We start from the raw sequence: 16955 nt of genomic DNA, 5'->3' as shown, positions 1-16955 counted from the left end.
CATTCACTCCTATTCCATGATGTGAATATCCTCCCGCTGCACCTGGCAGTCAGGAGGACAAAAGGAAAGTTTAACGTGCGCTTCCACACCGTCATTGATCCAGTGAAACAATTTCTTCCGCCTCAACTACCAATCGATCCCCTACGGAAGCACGACCACTTCCCAGAATATAGCCCCGTCGACGCTTGATCACTTCAAAGTAGAGATCAATTCGGTCCCCAGGCTTCGCCAAGCTATGGAACCGAATCCCATTGAGATTGGTCAGGTATGAAATCCCTTTTTTATCAACCGCCACGAATGCCGCCAATTGTGCAAGCGACTCCACAATCAACATAGGAGGCATGTATGGATTACTGTCTGTAATGAACCACTCACTCCAGGTGACAAGCTTGTATCCCTTCGCCCACTGCGACGTTTCGTACCCGGTCACGCCATCCAACAGAAGAAAAGGGTACCGGTGAGGAAGCACATCCGGGATATGGATTAGCTCTTCGCTCACAGGCTTATTCCCCTTCCCACTTGCGAACAGCAAGGCAGACGTTGTGCCCTCCGAAACCAAATGAATTGCTAATCGCTGCGCGGACCTCGCGTTCCTGATATACATGCGGCACAAAGTTCAATTCAGGAGCTTCCGGATTGTCACAATTGAGTGTCGGTGGTATTTTGCTGTGAATCATGCTCTGCACAGTCGCAATTAATTCGACTGCCCCTGCACCGCCCATTAAATGGCCAGTCATGGATTTAATAGACGATATCGCCAAAAGGGGGGCATGCTCCCCGAACACTTTTTGAATAGCATTAATCTCCATACGATCATTAAATGGCGTACTCGTACCGTGGGCATTGACATAGTCGATTTCCTGCGGTGTTAAGCCGCCATCCTGCAGTGCGATGTTGATCGCTTCTGCCGGGCCGGAGCCAGAGGGATCTGGAGCCGTGATATGATACGCATCCGTTGTGCATCCGTAACCCACAACTTCGGCCAGAATGGTGGCTCCGCGGTTCAAAGCATACTCCAACTCCTCCAGCACCAAGACTCCTGCTCCTCCACCGATGACGAATCCATCACGATCCACATCAAACGGACGACTAGCCTTCTGCGGCTCTTCATTACGTCTGGAGAGAGCATGAATATTCGCAAATGATGCCAGATCAAGCTGACTAAAATTGGCTTCTGCTCCACCGGCAACCACGACATCAGCCGTGCCGTACTGGATCGTACGTAATGCCTCACCGATGGCATTGCTTCCTGTAGCACAAGCTGTAACCACAGCAAACGAAGGCCCCTTGGCCCCAATAGCAATGGAGATTTCACCAGGTGCTGAATTAATCATCATCGAGGAAACAAAATAAGGAGAAACTCTTTTGGGACCAAGCTTTGTTAATTTCCCATAGTTCTCCTCTATAACGTCGAGGCCGCCTGCTCCAGAGCCGACAATAACCCCCACGCGACTTGCATTCCGCTCATCAATCACTAATTTGGATTGCTCCACCGCCTGCCGGGCAGCCGCCAAAGCAAACTGAGTGAACTGTGCCACTTTATTAGCTTCCTTCTTACTCATATATTGCAATGGGTCAAAGCCCGTAACCTGTGCACCGATCTTTGTCGGAATGTCCGCTGTATCGAAAACAGTGACCGGTCCAATTCCGCTTTTTCCTTTCAACAGTGAATTCCAGAAATCCGTAAGATTAAGCCCAATCGGCGTTACGACTCCCTGTCCAGTCACTACAACACGTCTTCTCACTGTATCCACGTCCTTCGTTGAAATTAATTCTTGGAAGCCTGTTGCTCGTAGAGAGGAAAGTCGCCATACACATGGCTGATTTTTTCATGCACATCCGCAAGATCAGCATATACCTCGACGACCACAAGCTTGTTCTCCTGATACTTTTGCCAAGCAAGCTGAAGCTGTTCCCGTGCCTCTCCCTTACTCCGAATTGCGAGGCTCTCTACAAACTCATACTGGGGAATTTGAATTCCTGTCTTGGCCGCCTCAGAAACAAACGGGAGGGACTGCCCTGTGAGATGCTTATAATTCATCTGATTCTGTAACCAACCATACCCACCATTATTGAGTACGACATAGATTAATGGTATTTGATACTCCACCGCCGTCATAAAATCCGAACAGAAGAGATTGAACGCACCGTCACCTACAAGTGCCACTACTGGACGTTGCGTTGCCACACTTGCTCCCAGAGCAGCAGCCGCACCGAATCCTAGGCTTGTTTGATCACTAGGAACAATCGAAAGAGAGCCTTGGGCAAAGCGGAAATATGGATAAAAATAGGACCACATATCCTGCAATCCATTCTCTTGAAGAAGCACCAGATTTTCGGGGAACTCCGTCTGAATCATGTCCAACAGCTCAGGAACGTGGATCCCAGGAGCCTTTTGCAATTCCTCCAGATAGATAGCCCTATGAGAAAAAGCCTTCTCTTTACAGCTCCTGATTGTTTCAAGCCACACTCCATCAGGCTTCTGCCCTAGCCGATCATGCCATTGCTCCACTGCTGCATATCCATCACCAAGCACTTTGATACCCCTGTATTCGTGTGCAAAATCCTCCAGATTTACATTGACTTGAATCAAAGGTGTATCCTGTAGCAGAATATCCCACTCGAACGTAGCCGTTTCTTCCAAGCGGCTGCCCAGTGTGATCACCACATCAGATTCCTTCCAGATTTGTCTTAGACTGAGATCCGTATAGAGTCCGGCAACACCGCAGAAAAGTTCGTGTTCTTCATCCACTACACCCCGTCCCGAGGCAGTTGCGAACAAGGCCGCTCCATGTTGGTGAGCGAACCGCTCAATCACATCACCTGTACCTGACTTCATTCCCCCTCCGACTAGAATGAGCGGCCTGCGCGCCGTCTTTATAATCGCCCAAGCCGCATCCAACTCCCGACGAGACGGAGAGCACGACAGCTTTTCTGGTGGGGTAAACTGAAGCCCTGTTGGCACAGGCTGGTCCATCAGGTTTTCAGGGAGTTCGATATAGACAGGACCCGGTGCTCCATTGATAGCCAAAAAGGCAGCCCGCTCCATCGCCCATACAAGCCGATCCACATGCTCGACACGATAAGCCCATTTTACGAGCGGCTTCACGAGTGAAATTTGATCGGCTTCCTGAAAGGATCGGGTACCCAGCTTGTCTCCGCCAGTACCAAGCGCCAGAAGCAGGAGCGGAGCGCCCAGGTTCTTGGCTTCCAGCAGCCCTGTAAGTGTATTACTGAGCGCAGGGCCTTTCCCCACAACACATACGGACATCTGGTTGGTGGTGAGCGCATAACCTGCTGCCATGAACACAGCATTACGTTGATCTTTGCACAAAATAAAATCCATACCGGATGAGGGGAGTGACGATACGATTTTGAGATCATCACTTGGTAATCCAAAGAGATGCTGAACCCCAGCCGATTTTAAGTAGCCAATAATGGCATCCCAGGGGAAGAAGCTCGCAGTCATACCAAACTCCTCTTTTCCGACAAATATTCTGCGACAATTTCTGAAATCAAGATCGGCTTCGAAATGAGCTTGAAATCGTAAAAAATATAGTTCGACATCGTGCCGTAGCCACCAAAAGGCTTATTGCCTTGATCCACATCCTCAAGCGTCTGATTAATGGTCAATGTGTGCTTCTTTCGTAGAACGTCAGTCAGGTGCTCCGATCCGTATAAGCTGCAACCCATTGCACGTTCACTGAAATAACTGGAGGAAATACGCTTGATCAGTTGCTCGTCGTCTTGGTAGCTAACTACATTGAAGACTGGCGAAAAATACTCAATAATCTCCAGATTCTGATCCAATTCACTATATACAACCGTTGGCTCCATCTTTTTCGTACGGAAATCAATGCCGCCGCCGTAAATAATAAATTTGTCGTTCGTGTTAAAATACTCAGAAACCGAATATAGCGTGTCTTTGTAGAATATAGGGGTATAGTTTGCGTTCGGATCATTGTTGGCTCCAAACACGAGTTGGTCAAGCTGTTGAATCAGCAGATCTTTGAAATGCTCACTCACATCTTGATGTACCAGAATGATGTCGGGGCCTAGGCAGTCTTGTCCAGAGTTGAACAATCTCATTCGGATTACATCGTTAACCGCCAGCTCCAGATCTGCATCAGGCCCGATAATGAAAGGATTTAGCCCTTGTCCGTAAAAAATGTAGAGCTGATCTTTTCGAATCTGTTTTTTGATCTTCTCTGCATTGGTATAGCTTCCGGTGAACACCACAATATCAGCTGGCATAACGGAATTCTCCATGAACACCTTCTGGCTAACTTTACGAATATAGATGGGTAATCCATGTACAGCCTGAAGCTTTTCATGCAGCATGTTGACGTACTCATTTACGTGAGAAGAAGGGCGAAAGTCTATATTTTCAACGTACAGGGACGGAATCAAAAGGTATAATGCATAGGAGTATAAAATGACGTTGGAAGGCATGAATACAGCCATAGATCGTTGCCGACTTGGCTGATAGGTCTGCACTTCTTGCAGAGCACCTTGAAGTGTGAGGATCGTGGAGTCAATTTCTGCATTGGCGGCCCGATAGGATGAAAATTGCGTGAGAATATCCATCACTTCCTGCCGATTTTCAATCAAATAATTGAGGCATTTCAGAATAGATTCATGCCTTTCCAAAAACAGTGTGTTTTCTGCCAATTCTGGATTTATATTCATGGCACATTCTCCCTTTCCTATATGCGGTTTTGGTAAATATCTTGCTATACCTTGCGAGAAGCAACTTTTCCCAGGGCAATACGCTCCATCTCCAAACGATCCACTTTTCCATTGCGATTTAAAGGAAAGTGGTCAAGCGGAAGCAAAAGATCGGGAAACATGTATGAAGGGAGCACACGATTTATTTCTTTGCGGAGTACAGACAAGGCTTGCAAGGATTCGCCTTCGATGAAGGCAACAAGTAATGTCCCTTTAGCCTCATCCTCCAAGGTGATCACGCAGGATCGGTAACCTAACGAACCAATCCGGTCCTCAATATAGACCGGAGATACCATATAGCCCATCCGGTTGACCGTCTTGCCGCTGCGTCCAATGACATACAGCATTCCGTCATCCAGATAGCCCAGATCCCCCGTCTTGAACCAACCGTCCTGTAGAACGGATTGCGTCAGGTCTGGACGATTCAGATAACCTTCCATGCATCCAGCACTGCGTATCCACACTTCGCCTACGACACCGTCCGTCTGCTGTTTGCCTGTAGAATCTAGTATTTTCAAATCCACACCAGGTAATGGTAGTCCACAACCCTTCGGACACTCTAGCGTCCCCAGCGTAACGTTGCCCAGTTCAGAAAGACCGTAACCATTCAGCAGGGGCTGTCCAAATATGTTGTTAAATTTCTCTTCAAGGTCTTGGGTAAGTGGAGAACCGCCTACGCACCACATGCGCACCGGGGCTTCCTTGACCATTTCCAGTTGTTCGGGTTTTCGGTTTAGCATACGCAACAAGGTGTAAAAAGCAGAGGGGTTAGCATCTACGACCGTCGCCCGGTCTTTCGTAATACTTGCAATGACGCTCCAGAGGTTTTTTGGATTGCAGATGATGAGAGAACATGAGGTTAACCACCAGGAGAAGATAAGTGAGATTCCATAAAAATGAGAGAATGGCACAACGGGGAGCATATGGTCAGACGGTAGGTAGTTCATGGCGTGTATGGAATGCCTGATATTCTCCATAAAAGCTGAACCAGCTTTCACGATTCCCTTGGGTTTTCCCGTCGTACCTGAAGAATACAGAATGAGCGCATCTGGCCTCTCGCACCACTTGTTAAAGTCGAGGGCTTCGAGCTTTGGCTCTCCCACCCAATCCGGATGTGCTGTTTCTTCTTGAATCAAATCTTGAATCAGAATAACGAGAGCATGAGGAAGTTCTAAATCGGAATCCGTAAGGATACAACAGGCACCTGCTTCATCATAAATTTGGGCCACCTCATCGAGCACAGTCTGCTCGTCCACCACAGTCACCGAAACAGCGATATTGCACAGGGAGAACAGAGACACAACAAACCAATAAGAATTGGCCGCTTTCAGAATCACTCTACCGTCTTCGGGAATGCCTCTGAGAGTCAACATCCGGGAGAAGATCGTAACGTCTCGCTCCAGACGCTCCCTGGTCATAATTCCTTCAGGTGAGATAATCCGGCAATCCGTATGCGTAATAAGCACAACGTTCCCTCCTTACATCCCCGTAATATGGTATCCAGCATCTACATGGATAACTTCACCCGTAATGCCTCTCGATAAATGGGAAAATAGGAATAACGCCGTATCTCCGACTTCAGACGTATCAACCGTCTTGCGTAGGGGCGTAGTTTCTTCAATATGTTTGAGCATTGTGTTAAAATCCTTAATGCCATAGGCAGCCAAAGTCCGTATCGGACCAGCGGAAATCGCATTTACACGAATGCCATATGTGCCCAGATCATTCGACAGATAACGCATGCTGGCTTCCAGTGAAGCCTTCGCCACACCCATAACATTGTAATTTTTGATCGCTCGTTCTGCGCCAATATACGTCATGGTGACGATACTCCCACCCTCTGTCATCAGTGGGTACACTCGACGGGATACAGCAGCCAAGGAATAGGCGCTGATTTCTTGTGCAACGGCGAATCCCTCGCGAGAAGTGTCAACGAACAAGCCATCCAAATCCTCAGCCTTAGCATAGGCGACACTGTGAAAATAACCATGCAACACGCCTACTTTTTCTTTTAGAAAATCCGCCAATGCATCAAGCTCTTCATTGCTTTGTACATCGCAAGGACAGACCAGTGCTCCCGGAATGGTTTCAGCAAGCTTTAGTACCCGCTCTGCAACCCTCTCATTTTCGTAAGTAAAAATGAGTTGTGCCCCTTCAGCAGCTAAAGATTGAGCTGTCCCCCAAGCAATACTCCTGTTATTAGCCACGCCCATAATCAAAATGTTCTTACCGCTCAGTAGTACTGCCACAGAAACCACCTTTCTTTTTTACATTTTTAAACAAAATAACAACTTAATTGAGTATGTCTACATTTATAGACATATGTAATCTTTCCTGGAATATTATCGCGTTAATTGCCAAACTTAGATAGGCGACGTTTTAGGCAAATCACAAAATTTATTTTAAAATTTGTATAACACATCATGTATGCTGTCTGTCATCTCACAAAAAATAATTGTGTTGCTTCTGTTGGTCTGTGTTCAAATCGAAAGGGATACATGTGTGTGAAAAAAGGTAGCGAGGCGAAAATAAGGTGACTGTCAAAGCAAGTTAAACATAAAATCCGCATATTTTTGTAAATATTTACATTCCAATGACAGACTCACCCCACTACCGGAAGTAACCACTTCATTTTCACCAACAATGACTCTCCCGATTTGAACATCCTGAGTGACCAGCCAGATATCATCTAAGTGTAAAACCTTAACCTTTATAGACTACGCTTTTGTTTTTTGGGAGCTAAAGTATAGCTAAAGGAGACAACAAAGTCGATTACCAGAACGATCGCCCATGTTTGCATAATGCCCTCCAAAGACACCGTACGCTGAGGATCATCAACATACACAATGATGGCGAGCAACAAAGCATTACCTATAGCCCAACCCAAAAGGTGAAGCAACCAACCTATCCGTTCCTCTTTTGCATGAGCAGCACCATACTTGCGTTCAGGCTTGGGTCCCTTACCAAACCAATGGGAGAACCGTACATCCGCCCACTTAATTAACCTATGACCAAATGCTACTGTAATACCAAAATAACAGGCCGCCAAGCCAGTAGCAGTCGTAATCTCCATGCCACTTTTCACCGTGATAAACACCGCAATTAGTAGCAGGATATCAATAATGGGGGTAAATAGTAAAAGAAGGCCGCCTAACTTCTTCAAGCCAAACATATACCTTGCGATCAAGCCTGCAACAACAAAAACCCAAAATAAAACTTCGGCACTAATAATAAATAAATACATAATAGATGATTCCTTTCAAATTAGAAATTGGTATTCACCTCAACTATCCCCCTTTCATGCCCACTATCATACAATATTATACATAATATTCCTAGTATTTTGTCTATAATTACATAAAAGGAAACAAATAGCCGTTTTTTCTGCAAAAAACAGTATCTGTTCAAACTATTTCGTCTTGTTCTCAAAATGGGCATTTTTCATGATATGCTACCCATAAAGAATTATGATGATCTGAAATGAAAAAAGATGTACCTATGCTAATCAGCACGGGTACATCTTTTTTCACCGATACACTATCCAATTACAATATGCCCTTCGGGACGACGGTACAATGTCTTGGTTGAGCGTGGACGAATGGCATAGGCAATCGTAAGAGGACCAATTCGACCAATAAACATAGTCACACAAATAATCAGCTTGCCTGCGTCAGACAACCCTGGCGTCACTCCTACGGACAACCCTACCGTTCCAATTGCGGAAGCAGCCTCAAATGCCAGGGAGAGAAATGGGGCATCCTCTGTCATTAAGAGCAGTATAACCACAATCGAGAATATAAATAGGGCTAGTACAATAATGGTCAGCGCCCGCATCATGATATCTTTGGGGACCCTATGACGGAAAAATACAATTTCCTTCTGTCCTCGCATGACGGCGATTAGCGCACCTACCATAAGCAGAAACGTAGTCGTTTTGATTCCTCCTCCCGTGGAGCCCGGAGAAGCACCGATAATCATCAGCAACATAATAAAAAACTGACTTGCCTGCCTTAACCCGCTGATATCGACTGTGCTCGTACCTGATGATCTCGTGGAGACCGATTGAAAGACAGCTCCATATACTTTGCCTTCCCAGTTCAGCGCACCCAAGGTTCGTGCATTGGTAAACTCAAAAATAAATAAAACCAGCGCACCAATCACAATGAGCGCTCCCGACACGCTTAGCACCATTTTGGAGTGTAGAGATAGTCTCCGGGTACGGCGAAAATCGAACAAATCGCTAAGTACAAGGAAACCCAAGCCTCCTGATATAACGAGCACAGATGCAATCATATTGAAAACAAAATCTCCAGCGTACTGTTGGAAGCTAGTCCCGAACAGATCGAATCCCCCGTTATTAAAGAGGGATACGGAATGGAATATTCCATAATAGATCGCTTGTCCGACAGGCATCTCTCGCATCCACCGCAAAGCCAAGACAACGGCAGCTATCGCCTCAATGGTAAAAGAAAAGATCAGCACCTTGCGAATAATACGCACGATCCCTTCCATGCTATCGGCATTAATAGCCTCCTTAAGCAGCAACCGATCCTTCAGCGATAATCGCCGCCCCAATAACAGCGCAAACAAGGTCGCTAAGGTCATAAACCCCAGCCCGCCTAGCTGCATCAGCACCAAAATGACGGTTTCGCCAAACATCGTATACGTTGAATCGACGTCAACGACGACCAGTCCTGTGACACAAGCGGCTGAGACGGACGTAAAAAGCGAATCAATCCAATGCGGAGCATGACCACTATGATTGGCAACAGGAAGCATCAGTAGCAAAGTACCCAATGCAATAATCAATAAATATCCAATGACCAATATAAAAGGAGGCGATGCGAACCGACTAAGCTTGACGCTGCGTTTCATTAGAGTATTCTCTCCATCCGTTCTTATGAAAAAGAGGAACAAGACACGGGAAACCCGGCTGATCCTCTATATTCATAATGTTATGTTATTCTACTGTACGGTTACGCATATGCGGGAAAAGCAGCACATCGCGAATGGAAGGCGCATCTGTCAGCAACATGACCAAACGATCGACGCCGATGCCCAATCCGCCTGTTGGCGGCATACCGTATTCCAAGGCGCGGATAAAGTCATCATCCATTTCATGAGCCTCATCGTTACCGTGCTCACGTTCCAGCAATTGAGCTTCAAAACGTTGGCGCTGGTCGATTGGATCATTCAGCTCAGTGAACGCATTCGCATGCTCACGAGCGACCACGAACAGCTCAAAGCGATCCGTAAACCGCGGATCTTGTTCGTTTTTCTTGGCCAACGGCGAGATTTCAACCGGATGTCCCGTAATAAAGGTTGGCTGAATGAGCGTTTCTTCTACGAACTGCTCAAAGAATGCATTCAGGATATGGCCAAAGGTCATGTGCGGTTCAACCGGAACTTTATGCTCTTTCGCAAGGCGATGAGCTTCTTCATTACTCATCTGCACGCTAAAGTCTACGCCTGTTACTTCTTTAACAGCATCAACCATGGAGACTCTGCGCCATTGCGGCGTCAGATCCACTTCCTGGCCTTGATATTGAATGTGCTGTGTGCCCAGTACTTCTTGCGCAATATGTGCAACCATGTTTTCCGTCAATTGCATGATATCTTTATAATCAGCATACGCTTCATACAGCTCAATCATCGTAAACTCAGGGTTATGGCGGGTCGAAATACCTTCATTACGGTAAACACGACCGATCTCATATACTTTCTCCATTCCGCCGACAATTAGTCGTTTCAAATGGAGTTCAATAGCAATACGCATATAAAGCTGCATGTCCAATGCATTATGGTGCGTAACAAATGGCTTCGCTGCCGCTCCGCCAGCAATGGAATGTAATGTTGGGGTTTCAACTTCCAAATAGCCGAGCGAATCGAGATAACGACGCATGGATTGAATAATACGGGACCGTGTAATGAACGTTTTTTGTACTTCAGGGTTCATAACCAGATCGACATAGCGCTGACGGTAACGCAATTCAACATCCTTCAGACCATGATATTTCTCTGGTAATGGATACAAGGATTTGGACAAGACCTCAATATCCAGCACTTTGATTGTCGTTTCGCCTGTTTTGGTCTTAAAGAGCACACCCTTAACACCAACAATATCGCCCAGATCCAAAATACCAAATGCTTTATATTTGGATTCAGGAACCGTATCTTGACGAACATAAATTTGAATACGTCCGCTAAGATCCTGTATATGAGCAAAGCTGGCTTTTCCCATAACACGTTTAGCCATAATACGGCCTGCTATGCTAACTTCAATATTCTTTTCTTCCAGTTCTTCCTTAGTCAAACTGTCATACTTGCTCAGTAGTACGCCCGCTTCAGCTGTGCGTATGTATTTGCGTCCAAAAGGATCAATGCCCAATGAGCGAAGCTCGTCCAATTTGGCACGACGAATTTGCAATAATTCACTTAATTCCTCGCGGTTTTCTTGTGTTTCCTGGTTAGTAGTTTCATCCGACATGGTGCTAAATCAGCTCCTTCAATATGAATAGACGGGCCGGGGTCCGTCCGGGTGTAGAGAAAAAAAGCTTCCACAAGGAAGCTTTTACATTAAATTCCAAAGTCCGTGTCTTATTTCTTGATATCCACGATTTTATATTGAATAACGCCTGCTGGAACGGTGACATCCACAACAGTTCCCTTTTTCTTACCGAGAATTGCCTTGCCAACCGGACTTTCATTCGAAATCTTGTTCTGTAGCGGGTCGGATTCGGCAGAACCTACGATAGCATACTCTGTAATATCTCCGAATTCCAAATCTTCAACAGTCACAGTTGCGCCTACTCCCACAACATCGGTGTCAATTTCATCACTATTGATAATGCGGGCATTGCGTAGCATCTTTTCCAACGTAATTACACGGCCTTCAATAAAGGCCTGCTCATTCTTCGCATCCTCATATTCGGAGTTTTCACTAATATCTCCGTATCCGATGGCTACCTTAATCCGTTCAGCCACTTCGCGGCGTTTGACAGACTTTAAGTTCTCAAGCTCATCTTCGAGCTTTCTAAGACCTTCCTGTGTCAGAATGACTTCTTTATCGCTCATCTTAACCGATTCTCCTGTCATGGGAAAAGTTTAAAAGTGCATCGGAATGCACGCTTTCAAAACATAATATGCCACTCTGAGGGAATGAGAACATTTCCTGCTGTTGTCTTGAGAGCTGCACACAATTTGTAGCATACATCAAGATTTTATACTGAACGATTATAGGGCAAGCAATTGGAAAAGTCAATCGCACGCACAGGCAGGAACAGCTTCCTTATTGCGCAACAGCAGCAGGAGATGCAGCACTTGTAAAAGGCTCATCGTTTTCTACCATGTGCAATTGAGATACAAATTGATCCAAAATACGTACCATATCGTCGCGCTTTGTTTCTTCCATAATGACATCCTTAATACGTGCTGAACCTTTAAGCCCCTTGAGGTACCAAGCCAGATGCTTGCGCATTTCACGAACAGCTACTGCTTCACCCTTCAAAGCAACCAGACGATCCATATGCAGAATGGCAATACGAATTTTTTCTTCCGGTGCAGGATCGGGCAACAGCTCACCTGTTTGCAAGTACTCAATCGTACGATAGAGCATCCACGGATTCCCCAGAGCACCGCGTCCGATCATAACGCCATCACAATTGGTCAAATCCAGCATACGGCGAGCATCTTCCGGTGATGCCACATCGCCATTTCCAATTACAGGAATGGAAACTGCTTCTTTAACTTCTTTTATAATATCCCAATTCGCAAGTCCCGTATACAGTTGCTCCCGTGTACGGCCATGTACGCTAACGGCCTGTCCTCCGGCACGTTCAACAGCGCGAGCGTTCTCTACGGCATAAATATGCTCACTATCCCAACCAATACGCATTTTCACAGTAACCGGCTTGTTTACTGATTCCACTACCGCCGATACCATTTCATAAATCTTGTTTGGATCGAGCAGCCAACGAGCACCTGCATCACATTTGGTCACTTTGGGAACCGGGCAACCCATATTGATATCAATAATATCTGCATTCGTTTCCTGATCTACGACCTTCGCTGCTTCCACCAGAGTTTCACGGTCGCCTCCGAAAATTTGCAAGCTAAGCGGCTTCTCGCGCTCATCTACAAACAGCATCTCACGTGTACGCTTGTTGCCGTGAATGATCGCCTTATCACTAACCATCTCTGCACATACCAAGCCTGTACCGAATTCCTTGGCGATCAGGCGAAAAGCAGGGTTGCACACGCCTGCCATCGGAGCCAGAACGACTTGGTTTTTCATTTCAATACCGCCGATTTTCAACATATCTGTTCACCCCTTTATTCTTTCTTTTGTATCATTATTTATCGTCATTCCGTCAGTTCCCGGACTTCAATTTCTAGCGTTTGGGCGATAATGTTCAGCATGTCTAAGTCTATTGTACGATTGCCTCGCTCCACAGCACCTAATACAGTCAAAGATATACCGGTACGCTCTGCCAACTCCTGCTGTGTGAACCCTTTTAGTTTCCGAAAGGCGCGGAGTCGTTGCGCCAGCTGCATGTTTTCCAAAGCTGTATGCCGTCCTTTCCATCCACAGAATTCAATGCAGTATGCACGATACTGTACAGACCGGACGGATCTTGGTTCGGAACGATGTCAGCCAAGGGAACCAGTACAAAAGCACGCTCCAACATGCGAGGGTGAGGAAGCTCCAAATCCGGTGTAGCCAGTTGTGCCGCTCCCATCCATAACAAGTCCAGATCAATGGTTCGTGGACCATTAGGAATATGTCTTACTCTCCCCAGACGACTCTCCACCTCCAGCATATATACCAGAAGCTCCTCTGGAGCAAGTGTTGTAGATAGGGCTACCGTCATGTTCAAAAAAGAAGGTTGATCCAGATACCCAACAGGCTCTGTTTCGTACAGGCTGGAGCACCGTATTACCCGGATACCCGGATGTTCGTCCAGCGCCGTAATGGCTTCATACAGGGTATGCTCGCGCTCCCCCAAATTAGCCCCTAAAGCAATATAAGCCTCTGATGCCTCAGAGGTCGAATGTGCATTCATGTATCGTTCCTACTTTCTTGCGCGATAAAGCTCAACCGTCACGCCTTGAAAATGAATATCAAATGGCGGATGCGGCTTCGTGACTTTGACAGTCAGTGCATTGACACTAGTATAAGTGTCCAGTAGGGAAGATGCAATACGTTCGCCCAAAGCTTCAATCAATTGGTAAGACTCCTTTTCTACAATATCTTTAACGGTGTAATGCACCTCGGCGTAATTAACCGTTTTGTCCAAAGCATCCTGCTCACCCGCTTCACGCAGATCAAGCTCCAGTTCCAAATCAATATAGTAACGTTGTCCCAGCTTACGTTCCTCTGGAAAAACGCCATGATATCCGTAATACTCCATACGATGCAATTTCATTTTATCCATTGTGGGTAGGCCCCCTGTTATTTATTAGATTTTTCTAAATAAGCTCAACTAAAGGTGTACACGCGGCACCACTACGCGGTCGGATGGTACTTCCCATCGCTGTTGTGCCCAGATTTCCTTATATTAGGATAAAATGGTTGGAATCCTGGCACAAAGGCGACCGCTTCGCTTGTACAGCACCATTCCGTCCACTTCGTTTTCGTTCTACTATTTTTTCCGTTCTTCTTACATTAATTTCTCTCTAAAAAATACAGTGACTTTATGGTGCGTTGTAGCGGAATGAAGGATTTGAATCCGGAGAAGCGTAGCGCTCGCCTCCAAAGCTTTTCAAGGAAAAGCTACATCGTAAGCATATACTCAACGGGATTCCTACAGTCATATGTTTTACCAATTCAAAAGAATCCCGTTGCAACAGCGATCACAGGATCAAATCATTCATGAAGCGTCTCCTAACCACCATAACTCAGTGCATTTTTAGACCCGTACACCATCGCATCACACATACGTACGGTGCGCTTGATTTGCGCCACATCGTGTACACGCACAATCTGGCACCCTTGAGCAATGCCAAAAGCAACAGTAGCCGCCGTGCCCTCCACCACATCATTCACAGGCAAATCCAGTGCTGTACGAATAAATCTTTTGCGCGACGTAGCCAATAACAGCGGAAAGCCCAGCTGACCCAATCTATCGAGAGAAGTCATGGCATGAATATTTTCATCGTAATCCTTGGCAAAACCGATACCTGGGTCTAAAATGATCTGTTCCTCACGTACCCCCGCATCCAGCGCTAATCGGATACTCTCTTTTAAATCGGACAGCATATCAGAAACTAAATCACTATAGTTACGGTCATGACGATTATGCATCAAAATGACCGGGCAATCGAATTCCGAAGCTACACGTGCCATATCAGGGTCTGCCTTAAACCCCCACACATCATTAATGATATGTGCGCCAGCTTCGAGTGCCTTTCTGGCTACTTCAGCTTTGTAAGTATCTACAGATAATGGAATGTGCGGTGCGATACGATGGATGGCCTGAACGACCGGAATGACCCGAGCCAGCTCCTCTTCCACACCTACTGGATCATGACCGGGACGGGTAGACTCCCCGCCAATGTCAATGATATCGGCTCCATCTTCCACCAGCTTCAATGCATGTAAAACAGCAATCTCCGGGTTATAATGTAATCCTCCATCGGAAAATGAATCCGGGGTCACATTCAGTATACCCATGATCTGTGTGGAATGTCCGAGTGTAAGCTCGGCATCCCCCATTCGGTAACTACGTTGATAAAGGGTCGGTATGTTCACTTGATCCCTGCTTTCTGTCTATAATCGTGCAACAGCAAAGCTGTTATGGACCTGGGCTGCGTCAAGGGAACCGAAAAATGATTCGTTGTTCCTCCCGGCTCCAACAACAAATCCACGGGCCGTATTTCTTGTATAGAGTTGGTCATAAAAATTTCATCAGCCTGTTTCAACTCGTCCCAGCGGTACAGGCCCTGCTCACAAGGAATGTCTCGCAGATGCGCCAGCTCCAAAATGAATTCACGCGTAATGCCTGGCAGAATCCCTGTAGACAAGTCAGGTGTATACAGCGTATTATTCCGCACAAAGAACAGATTGCTGACCATTCCCTCTGCCAGGAAACCATTGGCCGTAAGCATCATTCCTTCAGCCTTATAACGGACAGCTTCGGCATACTGCTGAAGTTCCCGTTTCGCAAGAATATTATTCATATAATGGAGCGACTTCAAGCGAACCTCACCCTCTGGAGTGTTTCTGGGGATTCGCAACAACTGAAGCGCCGATGGGGAAGTCGATTGCCCAATTTGTGTATTGGTAGAGGGCAACGGCTTGGCAAACAAAATATGGTTGGGACGCGTATAGTCACCCGTCGGCAATCCTAGCACCTCTTCACCCGCTGATACAGTGTAGCGGATGTAGGCTTCATCCAACCCATTTGCCACCATCAGATGCTGGATGTGTTTCGTAAGCTGCTCCTCATCAGGTTGAAAAGGAATGCCGAGCATTCGGCAGCCTTCCTGTAGTCGATGCAGATGCCGATCCAGCAAGAATGGGGCGCCCTTGTAGGTGCGGAATGTTTCAAACAAGCCCATTCCGTATAAAAAGCCGTGATCACTTACGTGAACCACGGCTTTTGCGGCTTCCGTGAGGACGCCGTTGACTCCGATATATTTCATGAATCAAACGCCTACCTTGCGTTTTAGGAAATTGCGTAACAGCTGATGCCCGTAATCCGTAATAATGGATTCTGGATGGAACTGAGCTCCTTCTACGGCAAATTCTTTATGCCGCAAACCCATAATTTCCCCTTCTGCGGTTTCAGCGGTAATCTCTAGACACTCAGGTAGACTCTCGCGCTCTACCAGCAATGAGTGATACCGGGTTGCTGTGAACGGAGAAGGCAAGCCTTCAAATACTGACGTATTGTGATGAAGAATCGGTGAGGTTTTACCGTGCATGAGTCGTTCAGCCCGGATAACCTTACCGCCAAAAGCCTGTCCGATGGCCTGATGGCCGAGGCAAACGCCAAAAATCGGAATGCGACCTTTAAAATGGCTGATCACATCCAGTGATATCCCCGCCTCATTCGGCGTGCATGGACCCGGCGAGATCAAAATATGCTCTGGTGCCAGCTCTTCTATGCCTTTCACATCAATCTCATCGTTCCGTTTTACGATTACTTCTTCGCCAAGTTCACCCAAATACTGAACAAGATTGTACGTAAACGAATCATAATTATCAATCACCAAAATCATACGAC

17 protein-coding genes are annotated in these 16955 nt (G+C 46.4%); all 17 read right to left on the bottom strand.

Going from position 1 to position 16955, the window contains the following annotated elements:
* Nucleotides 1-91: 91 nt before the first annotated feature.
* Nucleotides 92-484 (bottom strand): 3-hydroxyacyl-ACP dehydratase FabZ family protein, encoded by a 393-nt coding sequence (locus MKX46_RS15900; protein WP_029514647.1) that lies wholly within the window; start codon nt 482-484, stop codon nt 92-94.
* A gap of 19 nt (nt 485-503) precedes the next feature.
* Nucleotides 504-1745 carry a beta-ketoacyl-ACP synthase II gene (fabF, locus tag MKX46_RS15895; RefSeq protein ID WP_341071455.1) on the bottom strand — a complete coding sequence of 414 codons (1242 nt, stop codon included), beginning with the start codon at nt 1743-1745 and terminating at the stop codon, nt 504-506.
* A 23-nt stretch (nt 1746-1768) separates the two neighbouring features.
* Nucleotides 1769-3469, bottom strand: coding sequence for a thiamine pyrophosphate-binding protein (locus tag MKX46_RS15890; RefSeq protein ID WP_069011243.1), 1701 nt, complete (start codon nt 3467-3469; stop codon nt 1769-1771).
* Nucleotides 3466-4689 (bottom strand): aldehyde dehydrogenase family protein, encoded by a 1224-nt coding sequence (locus tag MKX46_RS15885; protein WP_340931147.1) that lies wholly within the window; start codon nt 4687-4689, stop codon nt 3466-3468. Before MKX46_RS15885 ends, MKX46_RS15890 begins: the two co-directional genes overlap by 4 nt.
* A 44-nt stretch (nt 4690-4733) precedes the next feature.
* A complete protein-coding gene (locus MKX46_RS15880; RefSeq protein ID WP_340883970.1) occupies nt 4734-6194 on the bottom strand; it encodes a class I adenylate-forming enzyme family protein in 1461 nt (486 codons plus the stop codon).
* Between the two features lie 12 nt (nt 6195-6206).
* Nucleotides 6207-6977, bottom strand: a complete 771-nt coding sequence (gene fabI, locus MKX46_RS15875; RefSeq protein ID WP_029514642.1) for an enoyl-ACP reductase FabI — start codon at nt 6975-6977, stop codon at nt 6207-6209.
* A gap of 461 nt (nt 6978-7438) precedes the next feature.
* On the bottom strand, nt 7439-7972 hold the full coding sequence (locus MKX46_RS15870) for a hypothetical protein (protein ID WP_069011240.1): 534 nt from the start codon (nt 7970-7972) through the stop codon (nt 7439-7441).
* A gap of 293 nt (nt 7973-8265) precedes the next feature.
* Nucleotides 8266-9603 (bottom strand): TrkH family potassium uptake protein, encoded by a 1338-nt coding sequence (locus MKX46_RS15865; protein ID WP_209950324.1) that lies wholly within the window; start codon nt 9601-9603, stop codon nt 8266-8268.
* Between the two features lie 85 nt (nt 9604-9688).
* Nucleotides 9689-11215: a lysine--tRNA ligase gene (lysS, locus tag MKX46_RS15860; protein ID WP_341071454.1), complete on the bottom strand. Its 1527-nt coding sequence runs from the start codon at nt 11213-11215 to the stop codon at nt 9689-9691.
* A gap of 110 nt (nt 11216-11325) precedes the next feature.
* A complete protein-coding gene (greA, locus tag MKX46_RS15855; RefSeq protein WP_013308160.1) occupies nt 11326-11802 on the bottom strand; it encodes a transcription elongation factor GreA in 477 nt (158 codons plus the stop codon).
* A gap of 214 nt (nt 11803-12016) precedes the next feature.
* The gene (dusB, locus tag MKX46_RS15850) at nt 12017-13045 is read right to left on the bottom strand and encodes a tRNA dihydrouridine synthase DusB (protein ID WP_165150712.1); all 1029 of its coding nucleotides are present in this window, start codon (nt 13043-13045) and stop codon (nt 12017-12019) included.
* 44 nt (nt 13046-13089) lie between these two features.
* Nucleotides 13090-13290, bottom strand: a complete 201-nt coding sequence (locus tag MKX46_RS15845; protein ID WP_185156379.1) for a helix-turn-helix domain-containing protein — start codon at nt 13288-13290, stop codon at nt 13090-13092.
* Nucleotides 13242-13790, bottom strand: coding sequence for a 2-amino-4-hydroxy-6-hydroxymethyldihydropteridine diphosphokinase (gene folK / locus MKX46_RS15840; protein WP_029514636.1), 549 nt, complete (start codon nt 13788-13790; stop codon nt 13242-13244). Before folK ends, MKX46_RS15845 begins: the two co-directional genes overlap by 49 nt.
* 9 nt (nt 13791-13799) lie before the next feature.
* Complete coding sequence (gene folB / locus MKX46_RS15835; protein WP_013368705.1) at nt 13800-14162, bottom strand: dihydroneopterin aldolase; 363 nt, start codon at nt 14160-14162, stop codon at nt 13800-13802.
* A 449-nt stretch (nt 14163-14611) separates the two neighbouring features.
* On the bottom strand, nt 14612-15478 hold the full coding sequence (gene folP / locus MKX46_RS15830; RefSeq protein WP_165150714.1) for a dihydropteroate synthase: 867 nt from the start codon (nt 15476-15478) through the stop codon (nt 14612-14614).
* Nucleotides 15475-16371, bottom strand: coding sequence for an aminotransferase class IV (locus MKX46_RS15825; RefSeq protein ID WP_029514633.1), 897 nt, complete (start codon nt 16369-16371; stop codon nt 15475-15477). Before MKX46_RS15825 ends, folP begins: the two co-directional genes overlap by 4 nt.
* A gap of 3 nt (nt 16372-16374) precedes the next feature.
* Entirely contained in the window at nt 16375-16950 is a 576-nt protein-coding gene (pabA, locus tag MKX46_RS15820) for an aminodeoxychorismate/anthranilate synthase component II (RefSeq protein ID WP_341071453.1), read from the bottom strand.
* Between the last annotated feature and the right edge of the window lie 5 nt (nt 16951-16955).

The organism is Paenibacillus sp. FSL P4-0113, from assembly GCF_038009305.1.
Lineage (GTDB): Bacteria > Bacillota > Bacilli > Paenibacillales > Paenibacillaceae > Paenibacillus > Paenibacillus polymyxa_D.
Note: the sequence above shows the minus strand (reverse complement) of the source record. Positions and strands in the feature narration are given on the sequence as shown.

Coding starts and splice junctions, on each gene's coding strand:
- lysS (WP_341071454.1), bottom strand. CDS start 11,215: ATGTCGGATGAAACTACTAACCAGGAAACACAAGAAAACCGCGAGGAA.
- pabA (WP_341071453.1), bottom strand. CDS start 16,950: ATGATTTTGGTGATTGATAATTATGATTCGTTTACGTACAATCTTGTT.
- MKX46_RS15890 (WP_069011243.1), bottom strand. CDS start 3,469: ATGACTGCGAGCTTCTTCCCCTGGGATGCCATTATTGGCTACTTAAAA.
- folB (WP_013368705.1), bottom strand. CDS start 14,162: ATGGATAAAATGAAATTGCATCGTATGGAGTATTACGGATATCATGGC.
- greA (WP_013308160.1), bottom strand. CDS start 11,802: ATGAGCGATAAAGAAGTCATTCTGACACAGGAAGGTCTTAGAAAGCTC.
- MKX46_RS15870 (WP_069011240.1), bottom strand. CDS start 7,972: ATGTATTTATTTATTATTAGTGCCGAAGTTTTATTTTGGGTTTTTGTT.
- dusB (WP_165150712.1), bottom strand. CDS start 13,045: ATGTTGAAAATCGGCGGTATTGAAATGAAAAACCAAGTCGTTCTGGCT.
- MKX46_RS15865 (WP_209950324.1), bottom strand. CDS start 9,603: ATGAAACGCAGCGTCAAGCTTAGTCGGTTCGCATCGCCTCCTTTTATA.
- MKX46_RS15825 (WP_029514633.1), bottom strand. CDS start 16,371: ATGAAATATATCGGAGTCAACGGCGTCCTCACGGAAGCCGCAAAAGCC.
- folK (WP_029514636.1), bottom strand. CDS start 13,790: ATGAATGCACATTCGACCTCTGAGGCATCAGAGGCTTATATTGCTTTA.
- MKX46_RS15885 (WP_340931147.1), bottom strand. CDS start 4,689: ATGAATATAAATCCAGAATTGGCAGAAAACACACTGTTTTTGGAAAGG.